We start from the raw sequence: 18,237 nt of genomic DNA on the forward strand, positions 1-18,237 counted from the left end.
ATTTGCGCAGTTTGAGCCATGACAAAGCCGCAGGGCAGGGTTGACGATATGACCGTGCCAAGCCAGATCAGCTGTGTTAAACCCGCTCAGAACGCCAAAGGCCGGAAGGGAAATTCCACGTGAGAGACCTTAAGATCCCGGAACAGCGCCACCCAGAGAAGGCGCATCGTCCCGACAACGCTCAGCCCAAGAAGCCAAGCTGGATCCGGGTCAAGGCGCCGGGCGGCAAAGGTTATGCCGAAACCCACAAGATCATGCGCGACAACAAGCTGACCACGGTTTGCGAGGAAGCGGGCTGCCCCAACGTCGGCGAATGCTGGAGCCAGGGCCACGCCACCATGATGATCATGGGCGAGATCTGCACCCGCGGCTGCACCTTCTGCAACATCGCCACCGGCCGCCCCGACGCGCTGGACGCGTTTGAGCCGGGCCGGGTTGCCCATGCGGTCGAAAAACTCGGCCTCAACCATGTGGTGATCACCTCCGTTGACCGCGACGATCTGGAGGATGGCGGCGCCGAGCATTTTGCCCAGACCATCCGCGCCGTGCGCCACCGCAGCCCCAAGACCACAATTGAGATTCTGACCCCGGATTTCTTGAAATGCGCGCCGGAGGTGCTGGAAACCGTTGTGGAAGCCAAGCCCGACGTCTTCAACCACAACCTGGAAACCGTGCCAGGCCTCTATCCTGAGGTCCGCCCGGGCGCCCGCTACTTCCACTCCCTGCGCCTTCTGCAGCGGGTCAAGGAGATGGACGCCTCCATCTTCACCAAGTCCGGCATCATGGTCGGCCTGGGCGAGGACGCGCAGGCGGTGAAACAGGTGATGGACGACATGCGCGCCGCCGACATCGACTTCCTGACCATCGGCCAGTACCTGCAGCCGACGCCCAAGCACCACGCGGTGGACCGCTTTGTCACCCCGGATGAGTTCAAGACCTACGAGAAAGCCGCCTACGGCAAAGGCTTCCTGATGGTCTCGGCAACGCCGCTGACGCGTTCTTCCTACCACGCAGGCGATGATTTCGCCCAACTGCGCGAGGCCCGCAACAAGAAGCTGGGCCTGGCATGACGCCTGAGCGTCTGGCGCAGCTGACGCAGCTGCGCCACGCCCTGCATCAGATCCCCGAGGTTTCCGGTGCTGAGGAAAAGACCGCCGTCATGGTGGCGGACTACCTGCGCCAGCATCAGCCCGACCTGCTGCTGACCGGGCTTGGCGGCCACGGTGTTGCGGCGGCCTATGAGGGCAGGTCGGACGGCCCGACGGTCCTGATCCGCTGTGAACTCGACGGCTTGCCGATCGAGGAACTGTCGGATCAGCCCTACCGCTCCACCCACGCAGGCCGCGGCCACCTGTGCGGCCATGACGGCCATATAACGATGGTGGCGGCACTGGCCCAGGACCTGGCAGAACAGCGCCCAGCAAGGGGCCGCGCCGTGCTGCTGTTCCAGCCCGCCGAGGAAACCGGCAAGGGCGCCGCGGCCGTGATTGCCGATCCGGCTTTCAAGCAGATTTCCCCGGACTATGCTTTCTCTCTGCACAACCTGCCGGGGCTGCCGGTGGGGCAAGTCGCCCTGTGCTCCGGCGCTGCAAATTGCGCCTCCCGCGGGATGCGGATCAAGCTGACCGGCAGAACCTCCCACGCTGCCGCGCCGCAGGACGGGGTGTCGCCCGCGGGCGCCATTTCTCAACTGCTGCCGGGGCTGGTGGCCCTGGGCAGCGGCGGTGATCTGGGACCGGAGTTCGCCCTGGTCACGCTGACCCACGCCCGGCTGGGCGAGGCCACATTCGGCATCGCGCCGGGCCAGGCAGAGGTCTGGGCCACCCTGCGCACTGTCACTGACGCCCGGATGGACCAGCTCATTGCAGAGGCCAGGGCGCTGGTGGATCGGGTCTGTGCGGCAGAGGGGCTGGGTGTCTCGATCGAATTCGACGACGTCTTCGACGCCTGCACCAATCACCCGGAGGCGGTGGAAGTGCTGCAGGCCGCCTGCAGCGCGGCAGGCCATCCGGCGCAGATGCGGGACTATCCGCAGCGCTGGTCCGAGGATTTCGGCCAGTTCGGCAAGCAGGCGAAGGCCGCGATGTTCTGGCTGGGCTCCGGCGAAGCGCAGCCGCAGCTGCACAACCCGGATTTCGACTTCCCGGACGCAGCAATCCCGGCCGGAGCCGGGATCTTTCTGCAAACGCTCAGAAACTTGCTTGGCTAAGCGTCAGTTCACCAGCGCATCCACAACGGCAACTGCGCCGATGATGGCCAGTGTGTCCTTGACGACCTCAAAGATCTTGTCGCCCTGGCGCACATAGCGGTGCCCGTCGCGCGGCGGGTTCAGGCCCCAGCGGTGGTAGTCATCCACATAGATCCAATCACCGCCCTGGATACGGCCATGGTTGTGGCGGTCGTGATCATGATCGTGGCTGTGCTTGCGGTGGTGCCGCTTCTTGACCTGGCCGGGCGCAAAATGGGCTGCGCTCTTGCTGTGGCCGGGCGCCCATTTCGGCGGTCCGGCGAGGGAGGCTTGGGGGGCAAGGGCAAGGCTTATAGCTGCCGCTGCGGCTGCCGCCACTGTCTTCTTCATTGCGGATGTCCTGTCGTCACTGCTTCTGCCCATCAGTTGAGCGAACCGGGCGGAAAAGGCAAATCCGCTGCGCCGGAAAGCGCCACCCGCGGGTCCGGAACCGGCGGAGGGGCGCCGGTTCCCTTTTGCGCTGTGTTTTTCGCGGTTTGTGGCAGTTTTGCACAAGTGCCGCCGCAGGCTGCACCGGGGAGTGCACAGGCGGTGTACAGGGGGTGCACGCATGTCACCCCCGGATTTTGGCTGATTCAGTCCTCGGCGGTGAACCGCACCTTGCCGATATGCGGCAGGTTCCGGTTGCGCTGCGCATAGTCGATGCCATAGCCGACGACAAATTCGTCCGGGATCTCAAAACCCACCCAGTCAGAGCGGAAATCCACCTCGCGCCGCGACGGCTTGTCCAGGAGCGCAATGGACTTCAGCCGCGCCGGGTTACGGCTTTGCAGCAGGTTGGTGACGTGGTTCAGCGTGTGGCCGGTGTCGACGATGTCTTCAACCACCAGCACGTCGCGCCCTTCAATGGCGCCGCGCAAGTCCTTGAGAATACGCACTTCCCGGCTGCTCTCCATCGAGTCGCCGTAAGAGGACGCCTCCAGGAAATCGACCTCGATCGGCAGGTCCAGCTCGCGCACCAGATCGGCGATGAACACGAAACTGCCGCGCAGCAGGCCGACCACGACCAGCTTGTCGGTGTCCTTGAACTCCGCCTGGATTTCGCCGCAAAGCTCCTCGATCCGCGCGGCAATCGCCTTGGCCGAGATCATCACATCAATGACATATGGACGCTGTGTCATGGCTGCCCCCTTGAATTTCCCGCGCGTACATAGGACATCACGCCCGGTAATTGTAGCAGAAAATCAGCGGACAGATGCCCACACACTCGGAAACCCGCCAGATGCCCTATTCGGCACAGCAGATGTACGATCTGGTGGCCGACGTCGCGCGATACCCCAGGTTCCTGCCCTGGTGCGCCGCCGCCCGCATCCGCAGCCGCGCGCCGCTGGGCGATTCAGAGGTGATGGAGGCGGATCTGGTGATCTCCTTCAAGGTCTTCCGCGAAAGGTTCGGCAGCCGGGTAACCCTTTATCCGGGCGAGAGAAAAATCGATACCGAGTATCTGGACGGCCCGTTCCGTTACATGAAATCCCATTGGATCTTCACCCCGCGCGAGGACGGCACCTGCGACGTCGACTTCTTTGTCGATTTCGAGTTCAAGAACGCGGTTCTGCAGGGCATCATCGGGGTGGTCTTCAACGAGGCGATGCAGCGCATCGTGCGCGCCTTCGAACGCCGGGCGGCGGAGCTCTACGGCTGAGGCCCAGCCGGGTAGAAACCTGTTGACCTCAAGCGGGGTTCAAGTCGTATCACCTGTTGGAGTTTGAATTTTCGACGGAAGGGGAAGCCGTTATGGAGCAGGAATTCTGGCAGGCGCGCTGGCGCGAGAACCGGATCGGGTTTCACGAAGCGGCGCCCAACGCCTTGCTGACGCGGCATTTTCCCTTGCTTGATCTGGAGGCGGGCCAATCCGTGTTTGTTCCGCTCTGCGGCAAGGCGCTGGATCTGGACTGGCTGCTTTCCAAGGGGCTGCATGTGACCGGTGTCGAGTTCAATCAGGGCGCGGTGGAGGAAGTGTTCACACGGCAAGGGCTGGCGCCTGAGATATCCCGGCAGGATGGTCTTACCCGGTTTCAGGCAGGTGAACTAACCCTCTATGCCGGGGACTTTTTTGCCCTGTCGCGGGCGCATCTTGGGCCGCTGGATGCGGTTTATGACCGGGCGGCGCTGGTTGCGGTGAAGCCACAGGACCGGCAGGCCTATGCCGCGCATCTGAACCGGATCACCGGCACTGCCAAGCAGTTGCTGATCGGGTTCGATTACAACCAGTCCCTGATGGACGGGCCGCCGTTTTCGGTGCCGGGATCAGCTGTGCGGGCGCTGTATCAGGACAGCCACGGCATCACCTTGATCGAAGAGCGCGCGGCTGAGGGCCGGGTCGGCGAGCGCTGCAACGCACTGGAACAGGCCTGGCTTCTAACCCCTTTGACCTGAAACGAAAACGGGTCCCCGAAGGGACCCGTCCGGTGCAAAATACGCACCGTCTGCCGTGAGTGGTGGCATTCGTCATAGCCGGGGTCAGCTGTTCATGTCGTATGCGCGCTCACCGTGAACTGAGAGATCGAGGCCGTTGGTCTCGCTTTCAAGATCCACGCGCAGCGATGTGATCGCGGCGGTGACTTTCACCAGCACGATGGTCACAACCACGGTGAAGATGCCCACGATGGCCAGCGCGCCCAGCTGCGCGGCCCAGGCGCCGGCCCCGAAGACGGCGATCATGATGGTGCCGAAGATGCCGCCGACGCCGTGCACGGCAAAGACGTCGAGGGTATCGTCGATCTGCATCTTGTTGCGGATCAGGTTGACCGCCTCCTGGCACAGCACGCCGGCAACGGCACCGATGATCAGCGCTTCCACCGGGCCGACAAAGCCGGAGGCCGGGGTGATCGAGGCGAGGCCAGCAATGGTGCCGGTCACCAGGCCCACGAGCGAGGCCTTGCCGTATTTGATCTTTTCCCACAGCGCCCAGGTGAGCGACGCGGTGGCGGCGGAGATATGGGTCACGGTCAGCGCCATCGCCGCACCGCCGTCTGCGGCCAGCTGCGAGCCGCCGTTGAAGCCGAACCAGCCGACCCACAGCATTGCGGCGCCGATCATCACATAGCCGGGGTTATGCGGCGGGATGGTGCGGTTTTTGCGCGGGCCGAGGAAGAAGGCGATGATGAGGGCTGCGAGGCCCGCGGTTTCATGCACCACGATGCCGCCGGCGAAGTCCTTGACGCCCACGTCGCCAAAGATGCCGCCATCCGCTAGGAAACCGCCGCCCCAAATCCAGTGCACCACCGGAGCATAGCACAAGAGCATCCAGAGGCCGGAGAACACCAGCACAAAGCCGAAGCCGACACGCTCCACATAGGCGCCGACGATCAGCGCGGGGGTAATGATGGCGAATGTCATCTGGAAGGCAAAGAACAGAACCTCGGGCAGGGTGCCGGACAGGCTGTCAGCGGTGACGCCGTTCAGGAACATTTTGTCCAGACCGCCCCAGATACCGGAGGTGCCACTTCCGAAGGCAATGGTGTAGCCGAAGGCCAGCCACAGAACGCTCATCAAACAGGCAATGGCATAGCAATGCATGAAGACGCTGAGCACATTACGGGCACGCACAAGGCCGCCGTAAAACAGGGCAAGCCCTGGCAGTGTCATGAAGAGGACCAGGGCCGTAGCCACAATGATCCATGCGGTATCCGCTCCGTTCATCCGATTGTTCCTTCCCCTCAAAAACCGGTGAGGTCAGGAGAAAGCGCAGGTTGCGCGCAGAAAAAAGAGGCAGGGGTGCGGGAGGCGCACAAAAACGGGGCTTTTTTGCAAGTGCTGAAAAATTGAGCGCCGCAGCGGGTCAGCTGCCCGTTTCGCGTTCGATCTGGGAAACGGCCTGCGCCAGCAGCTCCAGCGCGCGGTCGCGGGTGGCGGCGCGGACATTGGCGCGGCCGATGGCGCCGAATTCCACGGTCTCCGTCCCGGCGGGCAGACCTGCGCGCGCCAGGCCAAAGCAGACGCGGCCCTCTGGCTTGAACTCCGACCCGCCGGGGCCGGCAATGCCGGTGACGGAGACGGCCAGGCTGACACCCGCGTTCCGCACCGCGCCTTCGGCCATTTCCGCGGCGACCTCTTCGCTGACCGCGCCTGCCGCGTCCAGCGTTTCCGCCTTCACCCCCAGCATTTGCATCTTGGCAGCGTTGGAATAGGTGACAAAGCCCCGGTCGACCACGGCGGAGGAGCCTGGAATGTCTGTCAGCGCCGCGGCGATCATGCCGCCGGTGCAGCTTTCGGCGGTGGCGATGGTGATGCCTGCGTCCGTTGCGCGCTTGATCAGCTCACCCGTGTCCATGCTCACATTCCCAATACGCTGTGGGACAGGAAAGCCAGCGCGGCAACACCGATGGCGGCCATGATTCCGGCGATCACGTCGTCCATCATCACCCCGGTTGCGCCCTTCTGGCGGTCGGCCCAGCCGACGGGGCCGGGTTTCCAGACGTCGAACAGGCGGAACAGCACAAAGGCGGCAATCCAGCCCGGCCACAGCGCGGTGATCTCGATATCATGGGCCCAGGCCGGATAGGACACGGCCCAAAGCGCGGTGAACTGGCCCGCGACCTCGTCCAGGACAAATTCCGAGGGGTCCATGTTCTCGCGGTTGCGGGTCATCGCTTCCGCCGCCCAGACGCCGACGATCATGCAGATCACGGTCGCCAGCGCCAGCAGCAGGAACCCGCCCAGCTGGTGCAGCACATAGGCCATGGGCAAGGCCGCAAGCGAGCCCCAGGTGCCGGGTGCAGGGCGCAGGTAGCCGATGCCGCCCACGGTGCCGATCAGGAAGGCCAGACGCGATCTCTTCATGGTTTCACCAGCGCTGCGGTGGCGATGGCGGCGATGCCCTCGCCGCGGCCGGTGAAGCCGAGGCGTTCGGAGGTGGTGGCCTTGATCGAGACGCGGTCTGCGCTGATACCGAGGATCTCAGCCATCACTTCGCGCATCTTGGCAGCGTGCGGGCCGACCTTGGGATATTCGCAGACCAGGGTGCAATCGACATTAGAGAGAGTGAAGCCCATATCGCGCGCCAAATTTGCTGCATGGCGCAGGAAAATCTCGCTGGCGGCGCCTTTCCACTGCGGGTCCGAGGGCGGGAAATGCTGGCCGATGTCGCCCTGCGCCAGCGCGCCATAGATGGCGTCGGTCACCGCGTGCATACCTACATCGGCGTCGGAATGGCCTTGCAGGGTCTTTTCGTGCGGGATTTCCACCCCGCAGAGGATCACGCTGTCGCCGGGGCCGAACCGGTGCACGTCGTAGCCGTTGCCAAGCCTGATATCCATGTCTGCTCCCAGAATGCGTTCCGCCCGGGTGAAATCCTCGGGGCGGGTGATTTTGATGTTGTCCGGCTCGCCCGGAATAATGCGGACGTCAAGCCCTGCTGCGCGCGCAACCTCCACATCATCCGCCGCTCCGCCCGGATGGGCGAAGTGCGCCGTCAGAATGTCCTGATAGCGGAACCCCTGCGGCGTTTGCGCGGCGAACAGTCCGCTGCGGTCCTGGGTGCCGGTGACGGAGCCCTCCGCGCCGGTCCATAGCGCGTCGGTCACCGCGAGCGCCGGGGCCGCGGCAGGTCCGTTGTCCAAGGCATTGAGAATGCGGCGGATCAGCTTTGCGCTGACACAGGGGCGGGCAGCGTCGTGGACCAGAACCTTGTCCACGTCCTGCGGCGCCAGCGCCATCAGCCCGTTCAGGACCGAGGCTGCCCGTTCAGCGCCGCCTTCGGCGAGGATCAGTCCAGGTCGGCCCGAGAACTCCTCCCAGGCGGCGGTGTCATCCGGTGACAGTACCAGCACCGTGAGGTCCACACCCGCATTCGCAAAGGCTTCCAGTGTCCAGTCGATCACCCGGCGGCCCTTGAGCGGGCGCCATTGCTTGGGCGTGCCGCCGCCTGCGCGGGTGCCGCGGCCGGCGGCGACGATCAGGGCAGCTGTGGTCATGCGGTCCTCGTCCGGAAGTTCCCGCATTGTTTATGAGGTGGCGCGGGAAGTGGCAATCACCCGGCGGAATGTGCTCAAAAATTAGGCAAATGAAGTGCGGGAGCGGCTTGCAGAGGCGCAATTCATTGCTGCATAGCAGAAGCTTCGGGTAAAAACCTCTCAGTTGCACAAGGATTAGGCAGTTGTCCTTCACGCTTGGAACCATTTCCATGTCCCCGCCCATCGCGCTGGCGCCGATGGCGGGAATCACCGACCGGCCGTTCCGTGATCTGGTCCGCTCCTTTGGCGTGGGGCTGATGGTGAGCGAGATGGTGGCAAGCCAGGAGATGGTGCAGGCCAAGCCCGGCGTGCGCGAACGCGCCGAGCTGAGTGCCGACGTGGAGAACACCGCAGTGCAGCTGGCGGGCCGCGACGAGTACTGGATTTCGGAGGCTGCGAAACAGGTTGCCGGGCAGGGCGCGCGGATCATCGACATCAACATGGGCTGCCCCGCCAAGAAGGTGACCAATGGCTACTCCGGCTCTGCCCTGCTGAAAACGCCGGATCACGCGCTGAAGCTGATAGAGGCCGTGGTGGGGGCCGTGGATGTGCCGGTGACGCTGAAGACCCGGCTGGGCTGGGACGACAATTGCCTGAACGCGCCGGACGTGGCGCGCCGCGCCTGCGAGGCCGGGGTGCAGATGGTGACGATCCACGGCCGGACCCGCTGCCAGTTCTACAAAGGCTCCGCCGATTGGGCGGCGATCCGGGCCGTCAAGAACGCAGTGAATGTGCCGCTGCTGGCCAATGGCGACATCGTTGATACGGCGACAGCGCGGCAGGCGCTGGAGCTGTCCGGTGCCGATGGCGTGATGATCGGGCGCGGGGCTGAGGGTAAGCCCTGGCTGCTGGCTGAAGTGGCGCATCATCTGTGGGGGACACCGGCGCCGGAGATCCCGGAAGGGGATGCGTTTATTCAAATGGTTTCAGATCATTACCGGGCAATGCTCGACCTTTACGGGCAGGATCTGGGCGTGCGCGTCGCGCGCAAGCACCTGGGCTGGTACATGGATGTGGCCGGAACCGGCCCCGCCATGCGCCGTGCCGTGCTGACGGAGAAAACCCCGCAAGATGTGCTGGCGCTGCTGCCCGAAGCGCTGTGCATGGAAGTCCCGGAGGCCGCCGCATGATGGACAGCGCCGCCCTCTGGGCCTCTTTGCCGGTGCCTGCGTTTCTGATCGACGCCTGGGACAACATTGCCGATGTGAACGCGGCCGGCGAGGGGTTCCTGAATACCTCGCGCAAGGCGCTGACGGGGCAGCCGGTGTGGGACACGCTGGCCATCGACGCGCCGATCGAGGAGGCCTTTGCCCGCGCCCGGGTGCAGGGCACGCCGCTGTTCGTGAATGATATCGACGTCGGCTCCGGCAGCCGGGCGCCGCTGCAGTGCGGGGTGCAGATCGCGCCCTTGCAGGGGCAGGACGGTGTGATGCTGCTGATGGTCACCCCGCGAGAGCTGGCGGGGCGGATGACCCAGACCCATTCCGCGAAATCCGCCGCGGCTTCTGCCATCGGCATGGCGGAGATGCTGGCGCATGAAATCAAGAACCCGCTGGCGGGCATCACCGGCGCAGCGCAGCTGCTGAGCATGGGGCTGGGCCCGGAAGACCTGGAGCTGACCGACCTGATCGTCAGCGAAAGCCGCCGTATCGTGAAACTGCTGGAGCAGGTGGAGCAGTTCGGCAACCTGACCGAGCCGGACTTCAAGCCGGTGAACCTGCACGATGTGCTGGACCGCGCGCGCCGGTCCGCGCTGCTGGGGTTCGGCGCCCATATGAACATCACCGAGGAATACGATCCCTCCCTGCCGATGGCCTGGGGCGATGCAGACCAGCTATTGCAGGTGGTTCTGAACCTGTTGAGGAACGCCTCGGAAGCGGCTGATCCGAAAGGCGGAAATATTCATATCCGCACTTTCTATGAACATTCCTTCCGGCTGCGCCGCAGCGATGGAACCGGCAAGCTGCTGCCCCTTCAGATCGAGATCATCGACGACGGGCCTGGTTTGCCGGACAAGATCAAGGATGACATTTTCGACCCGTTTGTGTCGGGCCGGGAAAACGGCACCGGGCTTGGCCTTGCTTTGGTGAGCAAGATCGTCTCGGAGCACAATGGCTGGATATCGGTGAGCTCGGTTCCCGGGCGCACGGTGTTCCGGCTGTCGCTGTCGCGCGTGCCGCGCGATGCAATACCGCAGGAGAGCTGATCCATGGACGGCACCGTTCTGGTCGCTGATGACGACCGCACCATCCGCACTGTTCTGACCCAGGCGCTGACCCGCGCGGGCTGCAAGGTGCATGCGACCTCTTCACTCACGACGCTGATGCGCTGGGTGGGCGAGGGCAAGGGCGATGTTGTCATCTCGGATGTGATGATGCCGGACGGGAATGGGCTGGAAATGCTGCCCAAGATCCAGGCCGACCGCCCCGGGCTGCCGGTGATCGTGATCTCGGCGCAGAACACCATCATGACGGCGATCAAGGCAGAGGAGGCGGAGGCCTATGACTATCTGCCCAAACCCTTTGACCTGCCGGAGCTGATGAAGCGCACCGCCAAGGCTTTGGCCGCCAAGCGGGTGGCGCCGGCGTCGCGTCCGGACACCAAGGAGCGGCCGGAGGAATTGCCGCTGATTGGCCGCAGCGAAGTGATGCAGGCGCTGTACCGGCTGATCGCGCGGGTGATGAATACCGATCTGCCGCTTTTGATCACTGGCGAAAGCGGTACCGGCAAGTCGCTGATTGCGCAGGCTATTCATGACTTTTCGGACCGCCGCACCTTGCCCTTTGTGCACGCGGATGCGGCCGCGCTGATTGAGCTGGAAGGCCCGTCCCGGCTGCTGGCGCAGGTGAAGGGCGGCACCCTGGTGATCGACGAACTGGCGGACCTGCCGGAGGAGGCCCAGGCGCGGCTGGTGCGGATGATGGATGTGCCGGGAGATCACGCGCCGCGGTTCATTGCCTCCAGCCAGAAGGATCTGGCGGCGGCGATGGAAGGCGGCGGTCTGCGCCAGGACCTGTATTACCGGATCTGCGGATCGGAGCTGCACGTGCCGGCCCTGCGGGAGCGGGTTGAGGATATACCGCTGCTGGCGGAGCATTTCCTGATCAAGGCCGAGAATGAGGGCGCGCCGCACCGGGAGCTGAGCGAAGAAGCGCGCGAGGTGCTGCGCCGTTTTGCCTGGCCCGGCAACGTGCGGCAGCTTGAAAACACCGTCCGCCGCCTGGCGCTGACCTCGCGCAGCGAGGAGATCACCAAGGCGGATGCCGAGGCAGTCCTGGGGCCGCAAGCCGGGCCGCAGCCTGCAGCGGCAGGGTTTGCCAACGAGAAGCTGTCGGAGGCTGTGGGCCGCCATCTGCAGCGGTATTTCGACCTGCATGGCGACATGCTGCCGCCGCCGGGCCTGTACATGCGGCTGCTGCGCGAGGTGGAAACGCCGCTGATCGAAATTGCCCTGGCCGCAACCGGCGGCAACCAGGCAAAATGCGCCGATTTGCTGGGGATCAACCGGAATACCCTGCGTAAGAAGATCACCGATCTGGATATTGAGGTGACACGCCGCCGAAAACTGATGTAATATCGCCACAGAAATGTGGCCTTGCTGCGAATTTCCTAGGCAGGGCCACGAGATATGGCGGTGACTCGCAAAGAGTCGCACATCAGGATGAGGGCAGTACGTGGCGCATAAGTCACATCTGAGGGCGGCATACGGGCCGTTTGCGGCCTTGGACCGGTGGCGGAGAACCCGCCGGGCGCGCAATATCGGCACCATCGGCCTGGTCCTGCTGGGTCCGGTTCTGGCTTTGGCAACTTTCCTGATCATCGGCCCGCTGGGGCAGGGCGCCTCGTCCAGATCGCTGCGGCTGATCCTGCTGGCCGACCTGGTGTATATCCTGACTATTGCAGCCCTGGTGATGAACCAGATCGTGCGGCTGTTTGCGGCACGGCGCTCGAAATCAGCGGGCTCCCGGCTGCACCTGCGGCTGATCGGGGCCTTCGGGTTTCTGGCGCTGATCCCAACTGTCATTGTTGCGGTCTTTGCGGTGCTGACGGTGAATGTCGGGCTTGAAGGCTGGTTCTCGCAACGGGTGCGTCAGGTGATCGGCAGCTCACTGGAGGCTGCAGAAGCCTATCAGTCGCAGCAGAAAGGCGACCTGACCGAGGATGCCCGTGCGCTGGCACGCTACCTCGACAGCAGCCGGTCGCGCAGTTTTTTCATCAACGACGCCGAACTGCGGCTGGTGCTGGCACAGGGGCAGCTTCAGATCCAGCGGGGCTTGCGCGAGGCCTATATCGTCGATAGCGCGGGATTGATCCGCGCCCGCGGCGAGCGGTCCTATGAATTCGACTTCGAAAAGCCTGATGACCGCCAGATCGGGGCGGCCCGGGAAGATGGGCTGCTGCTGATCGAGGATTGGGACAACAGCGAGTTCCGCGCGCTGGTTAGGCTGGACGCCTTTGTCGACCGCTTCCTGTACATCAGCCGGGATGTGGACGGCGAGCTTCTGAACCTGCTGGATGACACCCAGGAAACCGCGCATCTGTACCAGCAGCTGGAGAGCGAGCGGGGGCGGGTGCTGTTTGAATTTGCGCTTCTGTACATCGGCTTTGCGGTGATCCTGATCCTGGCGGCGATGTGGCTGGGGATGTGGTTTGCCGAGCGGCTGTCGCGCCCGGTCGGGCGGCTGACGGTGGCGGCGCAGCGGGTGGGCGCCGGCAATCTGGACGTGCAGGTGCCGGTTGACGACGGCGGCGACGAGATTTCCCAGCTGGGCCAGTACTTCAACCAGATGACGCGGGAGCTGAAGGCGCAGCACGGGCGGCTCTTGGACAACACCCGCCAGATTGAACGCCGCCGGCGGCTGTTCGACTCGGTGCTGTCCTCGGTGACCTCCGGCGTGGTTGGCCTGGATGCGGACGGGCGAGTGACCTTCGTCAACCGCTCCGCGGAACGGCTGCTGGACTGGCAGGAGGACCAGCAATCGCTGGCGCTGGCGGTGGCAGTGCCGGAATTCGGGCCGCTGTTTGCAGAACTGATCGAGACCGGCGCCGAGGTGGTGCAGGAAGAGATCAAGGTGACCCGCCAGGGACAGCTGGAAAACCTGCTGGTGCGGATGTCGCCGCGCCGCTCCGGCGAGGGCGGGCTGGAGGGCTATGTGGTGGCCTTTGACGATGTGACCGACCTGGTCAGCGCCCAGCGGATGGCGGCCTGGGGCGATGTGGCGCGCCGCATCGCGCATGAGATCAAGAACCCGCTGACCCCGATCCAGCTGAGCGCCGAGCGCATCAAGCGCAAGTTCGCGCCCAAGCTGGGCGAGGAGAACAGCGACCAGCTGCAATCCATGACCGATGTCATCGTGCGCCAGACCAATGATCTGCGCAGGATCGTCGACGAGTTTTCGAAATTCGCCCGCATGCCGGAACCGGAGCGGCGCGAGGAGGATCTGGTGAAACTGGTGCGGGACGCGGTGATCCTGCAGCAGCAGGGCCAGCCGGATGTCCGGATCAAGGCGGATTTGCCAGAGGCGGAGATGCCCTCGGATCTGGATGCCACCATGATTGGCCAGGCTTTGACCAATCTGATCAAGAATGCGGGCGAAGCGATAGAAAGCCTGCAGCAAAAGGGCGCTCCGGACGGGCTGGTGCCGGAAATCCGGGTGTCGGCACAAAAGGCAGGCAATGCCTATGAGGTCCGGATCGCCGACAATGGTATCGGTCTGCCGGAGGACCGGGCGCGGCTGTTTGAGCCTTATGTGACCACGCGGGACGCGGGCACAGGGCTGGGGCTGCCGATCGTCAAGAAAATCATCGAGGAGCACGGGGGCACACTGACGCTGGAAGATGCCCCGGTGTTTGAGGGACACGCGCATAACGGCGCAATGGCGGTGATCCGCCTGCCCGCCGCGGCCAAGAAAGCGGCGGCGCCTAACAAGAGCACAGTGAAAGCAGGTCTGACATGAGTGACATTCTGATTGTAGATGACGAGCGCGACATCCGCGAACTGGTCTCGGACATTCTGGAGGACGAGGGCTATGCCACCCGCAAGGCGGGCAGTTCCGACGAATGCATGGCCCGGCTGGAAGAGGCCCAGCCGGCGCTGATGATCCTGGATATCTGGCTGAAAGACAGCCAGATGGACGGGATCGACATCCTGAAAGCCGTGAAGCGGGACACGCCGGATATTCCGGTGGTGATCATCTCCGGCCACGGCAATATTGAAATCGCGGTCGCTGCAATCAAGCAAGGCGCCTACGACTTCATCGAGAAGCCCTTCAACATCGACCAGCTGATGGTGGTGATCCGCCGCGCGATGGAAACCTCGCGCCTGCGCAGGGAGAACACGGACCTCAAGCGCAAGGACACCGGGCCTGCGGAAATGATCGGCACTTCGGCAGCGTTCCGGACGCTGATCGGCCAGCTGGACAAGGTGACCAAGTCCAACGGCCGGGTGATGCTGACCGGCCCGGCCGGCAGCGGCAAGGAGATCGCGGCGCGCTACATCCACGCCAATTCGAACCGGGCGTCGGCGCCGTTCATCACGGTGAACTGCGCCAGCATCGAACCCGACCGGATGGAGGAGGTTCTGTTCGGCCGCGAATCTTCGGAACGCGGGGTGGAGCCGGGGCTTTTGGAACAGGGGCATGGCGGCGTGGTGTTCTTTGACGAAGTGGCAGACATGCCGCTCGGCACCCAGTCCAAGATCCTGCGGGTGCTGGTGGACCAGCAATTCCAGCGGGTCGGCGGTTCGGACAAGATCCGGGTCGACCTGCGGGTGGTGTCCTCCACCAACAAGGACCTGGATGCAGAGATCGAGGCCGGAACTTTCCGGCAGGAGCTGTATCACCGGTTGAACGTGGTGCCGGTGGCGGTGCCGTCGCTGGCGGACCGGCGCGAGGATATTCCGCTGCTGGCGGGCCATTTCATCGCCCAGTTCAACGAGGCCCAGGGCCTGCCGCTGCGCGAATTGACCGAGGAAGCCGTGGCGCTGATGCAGACCATGCTGTGGCCGGGCAACGTGCGCCAGCTGAAGAACCTGGTGGAGCGGGTGCTGATCCTGGGAGATGGCAGCGGCCCGATCGAGGCCAAGGATCTGCCGCGCGAGGAAGAGAAGCCGCAGGAAGAGGGCCGGGTGGTGCTGTCCGGCGCGCTGGCCACCCTGCCGCTTCGCGAGGCGCGGGAGGCGTTCGAACGCGAGTACCTGCTGACCCAGATCAACCGTTTTGGCGGCAATATCAGCCGCACAGCGTCTTTTGTCGGCATGGAGCGCTCGGCGCTGCACCGCAAGCTGAAGTCGCTAGGGGTGGTCACATCCAACAAGGCAGGCGCCCGGGTGGCGCATGTGGAGAGCGAAGAAGAAGAGGCCTGATCAGGCCCCCGCGCCCGGATCTCTCCGGGCGCTTTGGCATCAGAACAGGTCCTGGCGGATCGGGTTCAGCGCGAAATGAACCTGTGCAGCCAGCTGCAACTGGCTGATTGCGTCCTCTGGAACAATTGCCGGCAGGCCTGCTTGGCGGGCCCAGTCGGCCAGCTCCCGGCGGGAGGCCGGCCCGAACTGGCCGTCAACGGCAATGCCGGATCCCAGCCCGCGCAGGACAGACTGGGTGGCGGCGGCGATGTCCATTTGGTTCATGCCTGCCAGAAGCTCCCGCGCGGCGGCACGGGCATCCGGGTCATTCAGCGCCATCGCCTTGCCGGCTCGGACCGCGGCGGCGTGGGCCGGCATGCGGTCTGACAGCCGGTTCAACGCGACCCAGGCACCGTTGGCACCGCCCCAGGCATCGCCGCGGGCGAGGCCCATGTCATACCATTCCAGCGCCTCGGCGGCATCGCTGCTGGGCAGATCGCCGTTCATGATCATCCGGCCGATCTCACCCGGGGCATGCGGGTGGCCCAGCTGCGCGGCCTCGGCAAACAGCGCGCGGGCTTTCTCCTTATCCACCGCCTTCCCGGCGCCGCCGTCGCGGTAGACATAGCCAAGGTTGGCCGTGCCGTAGATGTCGCCGCGCCCGGCGGAGGCTTCCAGATACGTCAGCCCGCGCTCCGGTTGGGCCAGTTCATCGCCGCTCCACAGGAAGAACACGCCCAGTTCATTCAGCGCATAGGTGTGGCCCAGCTCCACCGCACGGCTGAGGAGATCAAAGCCGCGCTGCTTTTCTTCCGCTGTCCCGTTCTTGCGCAGCAGCCGCTTGCCGCGCGCATGCATAGAGAACGGGTCGCCGGCGTCGATCCCTTTGTCCCACAAGGAAAAGGCCTTGTCCGGGTTATAGGGGATCGGCACGGTTTCGCGGTCCACGTTTGGTGTGACGTGCAGGTAGGCCACTGCGTTGTAGGCACGGATGTGGCCTAGATCTGCGGCCTTTTCAAAGGCTTCGTAGGCCTCCATCAGACGGCCCTGACCCTGCAGCGCCCGGCCAAGCTGGTAATGTAGACGGCCGATGTCCGGCGCGGCCTCCACTGCCTCGCGGCAGGCGGTTTCAGCCGCCTTGAGGTCGATCTCATTGGGATAGCGGAACAAACCGACCCCCTGCGGGTCCAGCAGGTCGCCTGCCTCCAGATCGCATTGCCGTGCAATCATCTCCAGGTTCACGGTGACATCACGCACCGTGTCCGCTTGGGCAAGCCGCAGCACCATCCGGTCCGTGCGGACCTGGCCGCCGTCCTTGCGGGCGGGCAGCTCGGAGAGTTTCGGTGCATAGCTGAGGCTAAGTGTGCTGCCCTCGCCGGACCGCAGCGAGGTCACTCCGGCAGACGGGGTTTCCACGATCGACACCTTGGTGCCGGCCTGGACATAGGGGCTGATTTCCGGCGCCAGCTCCAGTGCCCGGCCAAGCGGAACCTTGAGAGATAGTTCCGCCGGGATCTGGTCGAGGCTGGCAGGAGCGGATTCCGGAGCGGTGTCCGGTTCCGCCGCGGCAATGTTCAGCGACCGTTCGGCGGGGCGCAGATAGATCTTCTGCATCAGGGTCGAGCTTTCCCAAGGCACCTGGGTGTTGCCGGTGGCGCTGTAGACATCGCTGCGGATGGCGGCCAGGACGGTCATCGCGTCCTCGTCAGGGCTGGCCGGGAAATGCCGCACGACAGAGGCGGTATAGGGGCTGTTGCTGCCCGGCTCGCCGTCCAGCGCGGTGGCGCCGGGAGAGGTGGAAAACGCCACCAGTGTGTTCAGCGGCGGGCGGAACACGTCAAAGCCTTCGCGCGCCTCATAGAGCTGGGCGCCGACTTCGGCGTTGAGCTTGGCTTGCGGCACCGGGTTGTCGCGGCAGGAATCCAGCATCAGGATCTGGCTGCCGGCCTTGCCACCCAGAATGGCGGACACCCGGTCTAGGGTGACTGACTGGAATGGCAGGTCGTGTATGCCGGTGAGTTCAGCATCGCTGGTCAGAAGGTAGTTGCGCCGTCCCAGCTGGATGCCATGGCCTGCGTAGTAGAAAAACACCTGGCTGCCATCACGGATGTTGAGCGCAGCCTGGCGCAGCAGCGCCTCGAACCCCCGTTTGTCCAGGTCGTAGCCTTCATAGACCGTATAGCCGAAGGACCTGAGCATATCTGCCATCGCCTCCGCGTCCTTGCGGGTATTGGTCAGGTCACTGACATGGTCATAGTCCTGAATGCCGATGACGATGGCGGTTTCCGGGGCGGCACCCCGTTCGCTGGTTTCAAAGGCAGCCTGTGCTGCCGCAGGCGGCAGCAGGGTAACAGCCAGAAGTGCGGCTGCAAGAGCGGAACATTTCGGACGGAGAGCTGTCATGGCGCGGTCCGGGTATCAGCCCCAGCCCCCGCCGCCGCCGGAGCCGCCGCCGCCGCCAGCACCACCGCCGCCGCCGGAACCGGCCCCGCCACCGCCCGGCGGGCCAATAGGTTCAACGGTCGGGGCCGCTGGAGCCGGGGCCTGGGCTGGCGTGGCCGTCGATGCAGGCCGCGTGGCGGGTGCGCTGTAAGTCGCGGGAGCAGGGGCGGCGGCCGGTGCAGCGGTCGGCGGCGGCGCGATCGGGGCCGTTGGTTCACAGGCTGCGGTAACGGCTGCCACGGGCAGCGCGG

General features: G+C 64.7%; 16 protein-coding genes. 9 read left to right on the top strand and 7 right to left on the bottom strand.

What is annotated here, in order from left to right; translation table 11 throughout:
- Window positions 1-119 precede the first annotated feature (119 nt).
- Both lipA and AC58NV_RS01320 read left to right on the top strand, forming a co-directional pair.
- Window positions 120-1,070, top strand: coding sequence for a lipoyl synthase (gene lipA, locus AC58NV_RS01315; RefSeq protein ID WP_497225536.1), 951 nt, complete (start codon window positions 120-122; stop codon window positions 1,068-1,070).
- Window positions 1,067-2,209: an amidohydrolase gene (locus tag AC58NV_RS01320; protein WP_497225537.1), complete on the top strand. Its 1,143-nt coding sequence runs from the start codon at window positions 1,067-1,069 to the stop codon at window positions 2,207-2,209. Before lipA ends, AC58NV_RS01320 begins: the two co-directional genes overlap by 4 nt.
- 3 nt (window positions 2,210-2,212) lie before the next feature.
- Here AC58NV_RS01320 and AC58NV_RS01325 read toward each other — a convergent pair whose 3' ends face one another.
- The gene (locus tag AC58NV_RS01325; protein ID WP_497225538.1) at window positions 2,213-2,578 is read right to left on the bottom strand and encodes a hypothetical protein; all 366 of its coding nucleotides are present in this window, start codon (window positions 2,576-2,578) and stop codon (window positions 2,213-2,215) included.
- A 245-nt stretch (window positions 2,579-2,823) separates the two neighbouring features.
- Window positions 2,824-3,369, bottom strand: a complete 546-nt coding sequence (gene hpt, locus AC58NV_RS01330) for a hypoxanthine phosphoribosyltransferase (RefSeq protein WP_497225539.1) — start codon at window positions 3,367-3,369, stop codon at window positions 2,824-2,826.
- A gap of 74 nt (window positions 3,370-3,443) precedes the next feature.
- Between hpt and AC58NV_RS01335 the strand changes: the two genes are divergently transcribed.
- A complete protein-coding gene (locus tag AC58NV_RS01335; protein WP_497225540.1) occupies window positions 3,444-3,890 on the top strand; it encodes a type II toxin-antitoxin system RatA family toxin in 447 nt (148 codons plus the stop codon).
- A gap of 92 nt (window positions 3,891-3,982) precedes the next feature.
- Complete coding sequence (gene tmpT, locus AC58NV_RS01340; protein ID WP_497225541.1) at window positions 3,983-4,624, top strand: thiopurine S-methyltransferase; 642 nt, start codon at window positions 3,983-3,985, stop codon at window positions 4,622-4,624.
- Window positions 4,625-4,708: 84 nt separating this feature from the next.
- On the opposite strand, the gene AC58NV_RS01345 is transcribed toward tmpT, so the two are convergent.
- From AC58NV_RS01345 to AC58NV_RS01360, 4 genes are all read right to left on the bottom strand, one after another.
- Entirely contained in the window at window positions 4,709-5,890 is a 1,182-nt protein-coding gene (locus tag AC58NV_RS01345) for an ammonium transporter (protein WP_497225542.1), read from the bottom strand.
- A gap of 139 nt (window positions 5,891-6,029) precedes the next feature.
- Window positions 6,030-6,521 (bottom strand): CinA family protein, encoded by a 492-nt coding sequence (locus AC58NV_RS01350; protein ID WP_497225543.1) that lies wholly within the window; start codon window positions 6,519-6,521, stop codon window positions 6,030-6,032.
- A gap of 2 nt (window positions 6,522-6,523) precedes the next feature.
- Window positions 6,524-7,030, bottom strand: a complete 507-nt coding sequence (locus AC58NV_RS01355) for a phosphatidylglycerophosphatase A family protein (RefSeq protein WP_366662748.1) — start codon at window positions 7,028-7,030, stop codon at window positions 6,524-6,526.
- Window positions 7,027-8,163 carry a bifunctional 2-C-methyl-D-erythritol 4-phosphate cytidylyltransferase/2-C-methyl-D-erythritol 2,4-cyclodiphosphate synthase gene (locus AC58NV_RS01360; protein WP_497225544.1) on the bottom strand — a complete coding sequence of 379 codons (1,137 nt, stop codon included), beginning with the start codon at window positions 8,161-8,163 and terminating at the stop codon, window positions 7,027-7,029. Before AC58NV_RS01360 ends, AC58NV_RS01355 begins: the two co-directional genes overlap by 4 nt.
- Window positions 8,164-8,345: 182 nt before the next feature.
- On the opposite strand from AC58NV_RS01360, the gene dusB reads away from it, so the two are divergent.
- From dusB to ntrX, 5 genes are all read left to right on the top strand, one after another.
- On the top strand, window positions 8,346-9,332 hold the full coding sequence (dusB, locus tag AC58NV_RS01365) for a tRNA dihydrouridine synthase DusB (protein ID WP_497225545.1): 987 nt from the start codon (window positions 8,346-8,348) through the stop codon (window positions 9,330-9,332).
- Window positions 9,329-10,408: a two-component system sensor histidine kinase NtrB gene (locus tag AC58NV_RS01370; protein WP_366662745.1), complete on the top strand. Its 1,080-nt coding sequence runs from the start codon at window positions 9,329-9,331 to the stop codon at window positions 10,406-10,408. Before dusB ends, AC58NV_RS01370 begins: the two co-directional genes overlap by 4 nt.
- Window positions 10,409-10,411: 3 nt before the next feature.
- Entirely contained in the window at window positions 10,412-11,776 is a 1,365-nt protein-coding gene (locus AC58NV_RS01375; RefSeq protein ID WP_497225546.1) for a response regulator, read from the top strand.
- Window positions 11,777-11,876: 100 nt separating this feature from the next.
- Entirely contained in the window at window positions 11,877-14,159 is a 2,283-nt protein-coding gene (locus tag AC58NV_RS01380) for a sensor histidine kinase NtrY-like (RefSeq protein ID WP_497225547.1), read from the top strand.
- The gene (gene ntrX / locus AC58NV_RS01385) at window positions 14,156-15,565 is read left to right on the top strand and encodes a nitrogen assimilation response regulator NtrX (protein ID WP_497225548.1); all 1,410 of its coding nucleotides are present in this window, start codon (window positions 14,156-14,158) and stop codon (window positions 15,563-15,565) included. Before AC58NV_RS01380 ends, ntrX begins: the two co-directional genes overlap by 4 nt.
- A gap of 39 nt (window positions 15,566-15,604) precedes the next feature.
- On the opposite strand, the gene AC58NV_RS01390 is transcribed toward ntrX, so the two are convergent.
- Complete coding sequence (locus AC58NV_RS01390; protein WP_497225549.1) at window positions 15,605-17,947, bottom strand: caspase family protein; 2,343 nt, start codon at window positions 17,945-17,947, stop codon at window positions 15,605-15,607.
- Window positions 17,948-18,237: the final 290 nt, after the last annotated feature.

The sequence above is a fragment of the Leisingera sp. ANG49 genome, from assembly GCF_059694505.1.

Excerpts from the sequence above, each read along its gene's own strand:
- AC58NV_RS01375 (WP_497225546.1), top strand. The coding sequence starts at position 10,412 with ATGGACGGCACCGTTCTGGTCGCTGATGACGACCGCACCATCCGCACT.
- AC58NV_RS01335 (WP_497225540.1), top strand. The coding sequence starts at position 3,444 with ATGCCCACACACTCGGAAACCCGCCAGATGCCCTATTCGGCACAGCAG.
- hpt (WP_497225539.1), bottom strand. The coding sequence starts at position 3,369 with ATGACACAGCGTCCATATGTCATTGATGTGATGATCTCGGCCAAGGCG.
- tmpT (WP_497225541.1), top strand. The coding sequence starts at position 3,983 with ATGGAGCAGGAATTCTGGCAGGCGCGCTGGCGCGAGAACCGGATCGGG.
- AC58NV_RS01390 (WP_497225549.1), bottom strand. The coding sequence starts at position 17,947 with ATGACAGCTCTCCGTCCGAAATGTTCCGCTCTTGCAGCCGCACTTCTG.
- AC58NV_RS01355 (WP_366662748.1), bottom strand. The coding sequence starts at position 7,030 with ATGAAGAGATCGCGTCTGGCCTTCCTGATCGGCACCGTGGGCGGCATC.
- AC58NV_RS01325 (WP_497225538.1), bottom strand. The coding sequence starts at position 2,578 with ATGAAGAAGACAGTGGCGGCAGCCGCAGCGGCAGCTATAAGCCTTGCC.
- ntrX (WP_497225548.1), top strand. The coding sequence starts at position 14,156 with ATGAGTGACATTCTGATTGTAGATGACGAGCGCGACATCCGCGAACTG.
- AC58NV_RS01360 (WP_497225544.1), bottom strand. The coding sequence starts at position 8,163 with ATGACCACAGCTGCCCTGATCGTCGCCGCCGGCCGCGGCACCCGCGCA.
- AC58NV_RS01345 (WP_497225542.1), bottom strand. The coding sequence starts at position 5,890 with ATGAACGGAGCGGATACCGCATGGATCATTGTGGCTACGGCCCTGGTC.
- AC58NV_RS01370 (WP_366662745.1), top strand. The coding sequence starts at position 9,329 with ATGATGGACAGCGCCGCCCTCTGGGCCTCTTTGCCGGTGCCTGCGTTT.
- AC58NV_RS01320 (WP_497225537.1), top strand. The coding sequence starts at position 1,067 with ATGACGCCTGAGCGTCTGGCGCAGCTGACGCAGCTGCGCCACGCCCTG.
- AC58NV_RS01350 (WP_497225543.1), bottom strand. The coding sequence starts at position 6,521 with ATGGACACGGGTGAGCTGATCAAGCGCGCAACGGACGCAGGCATCACC.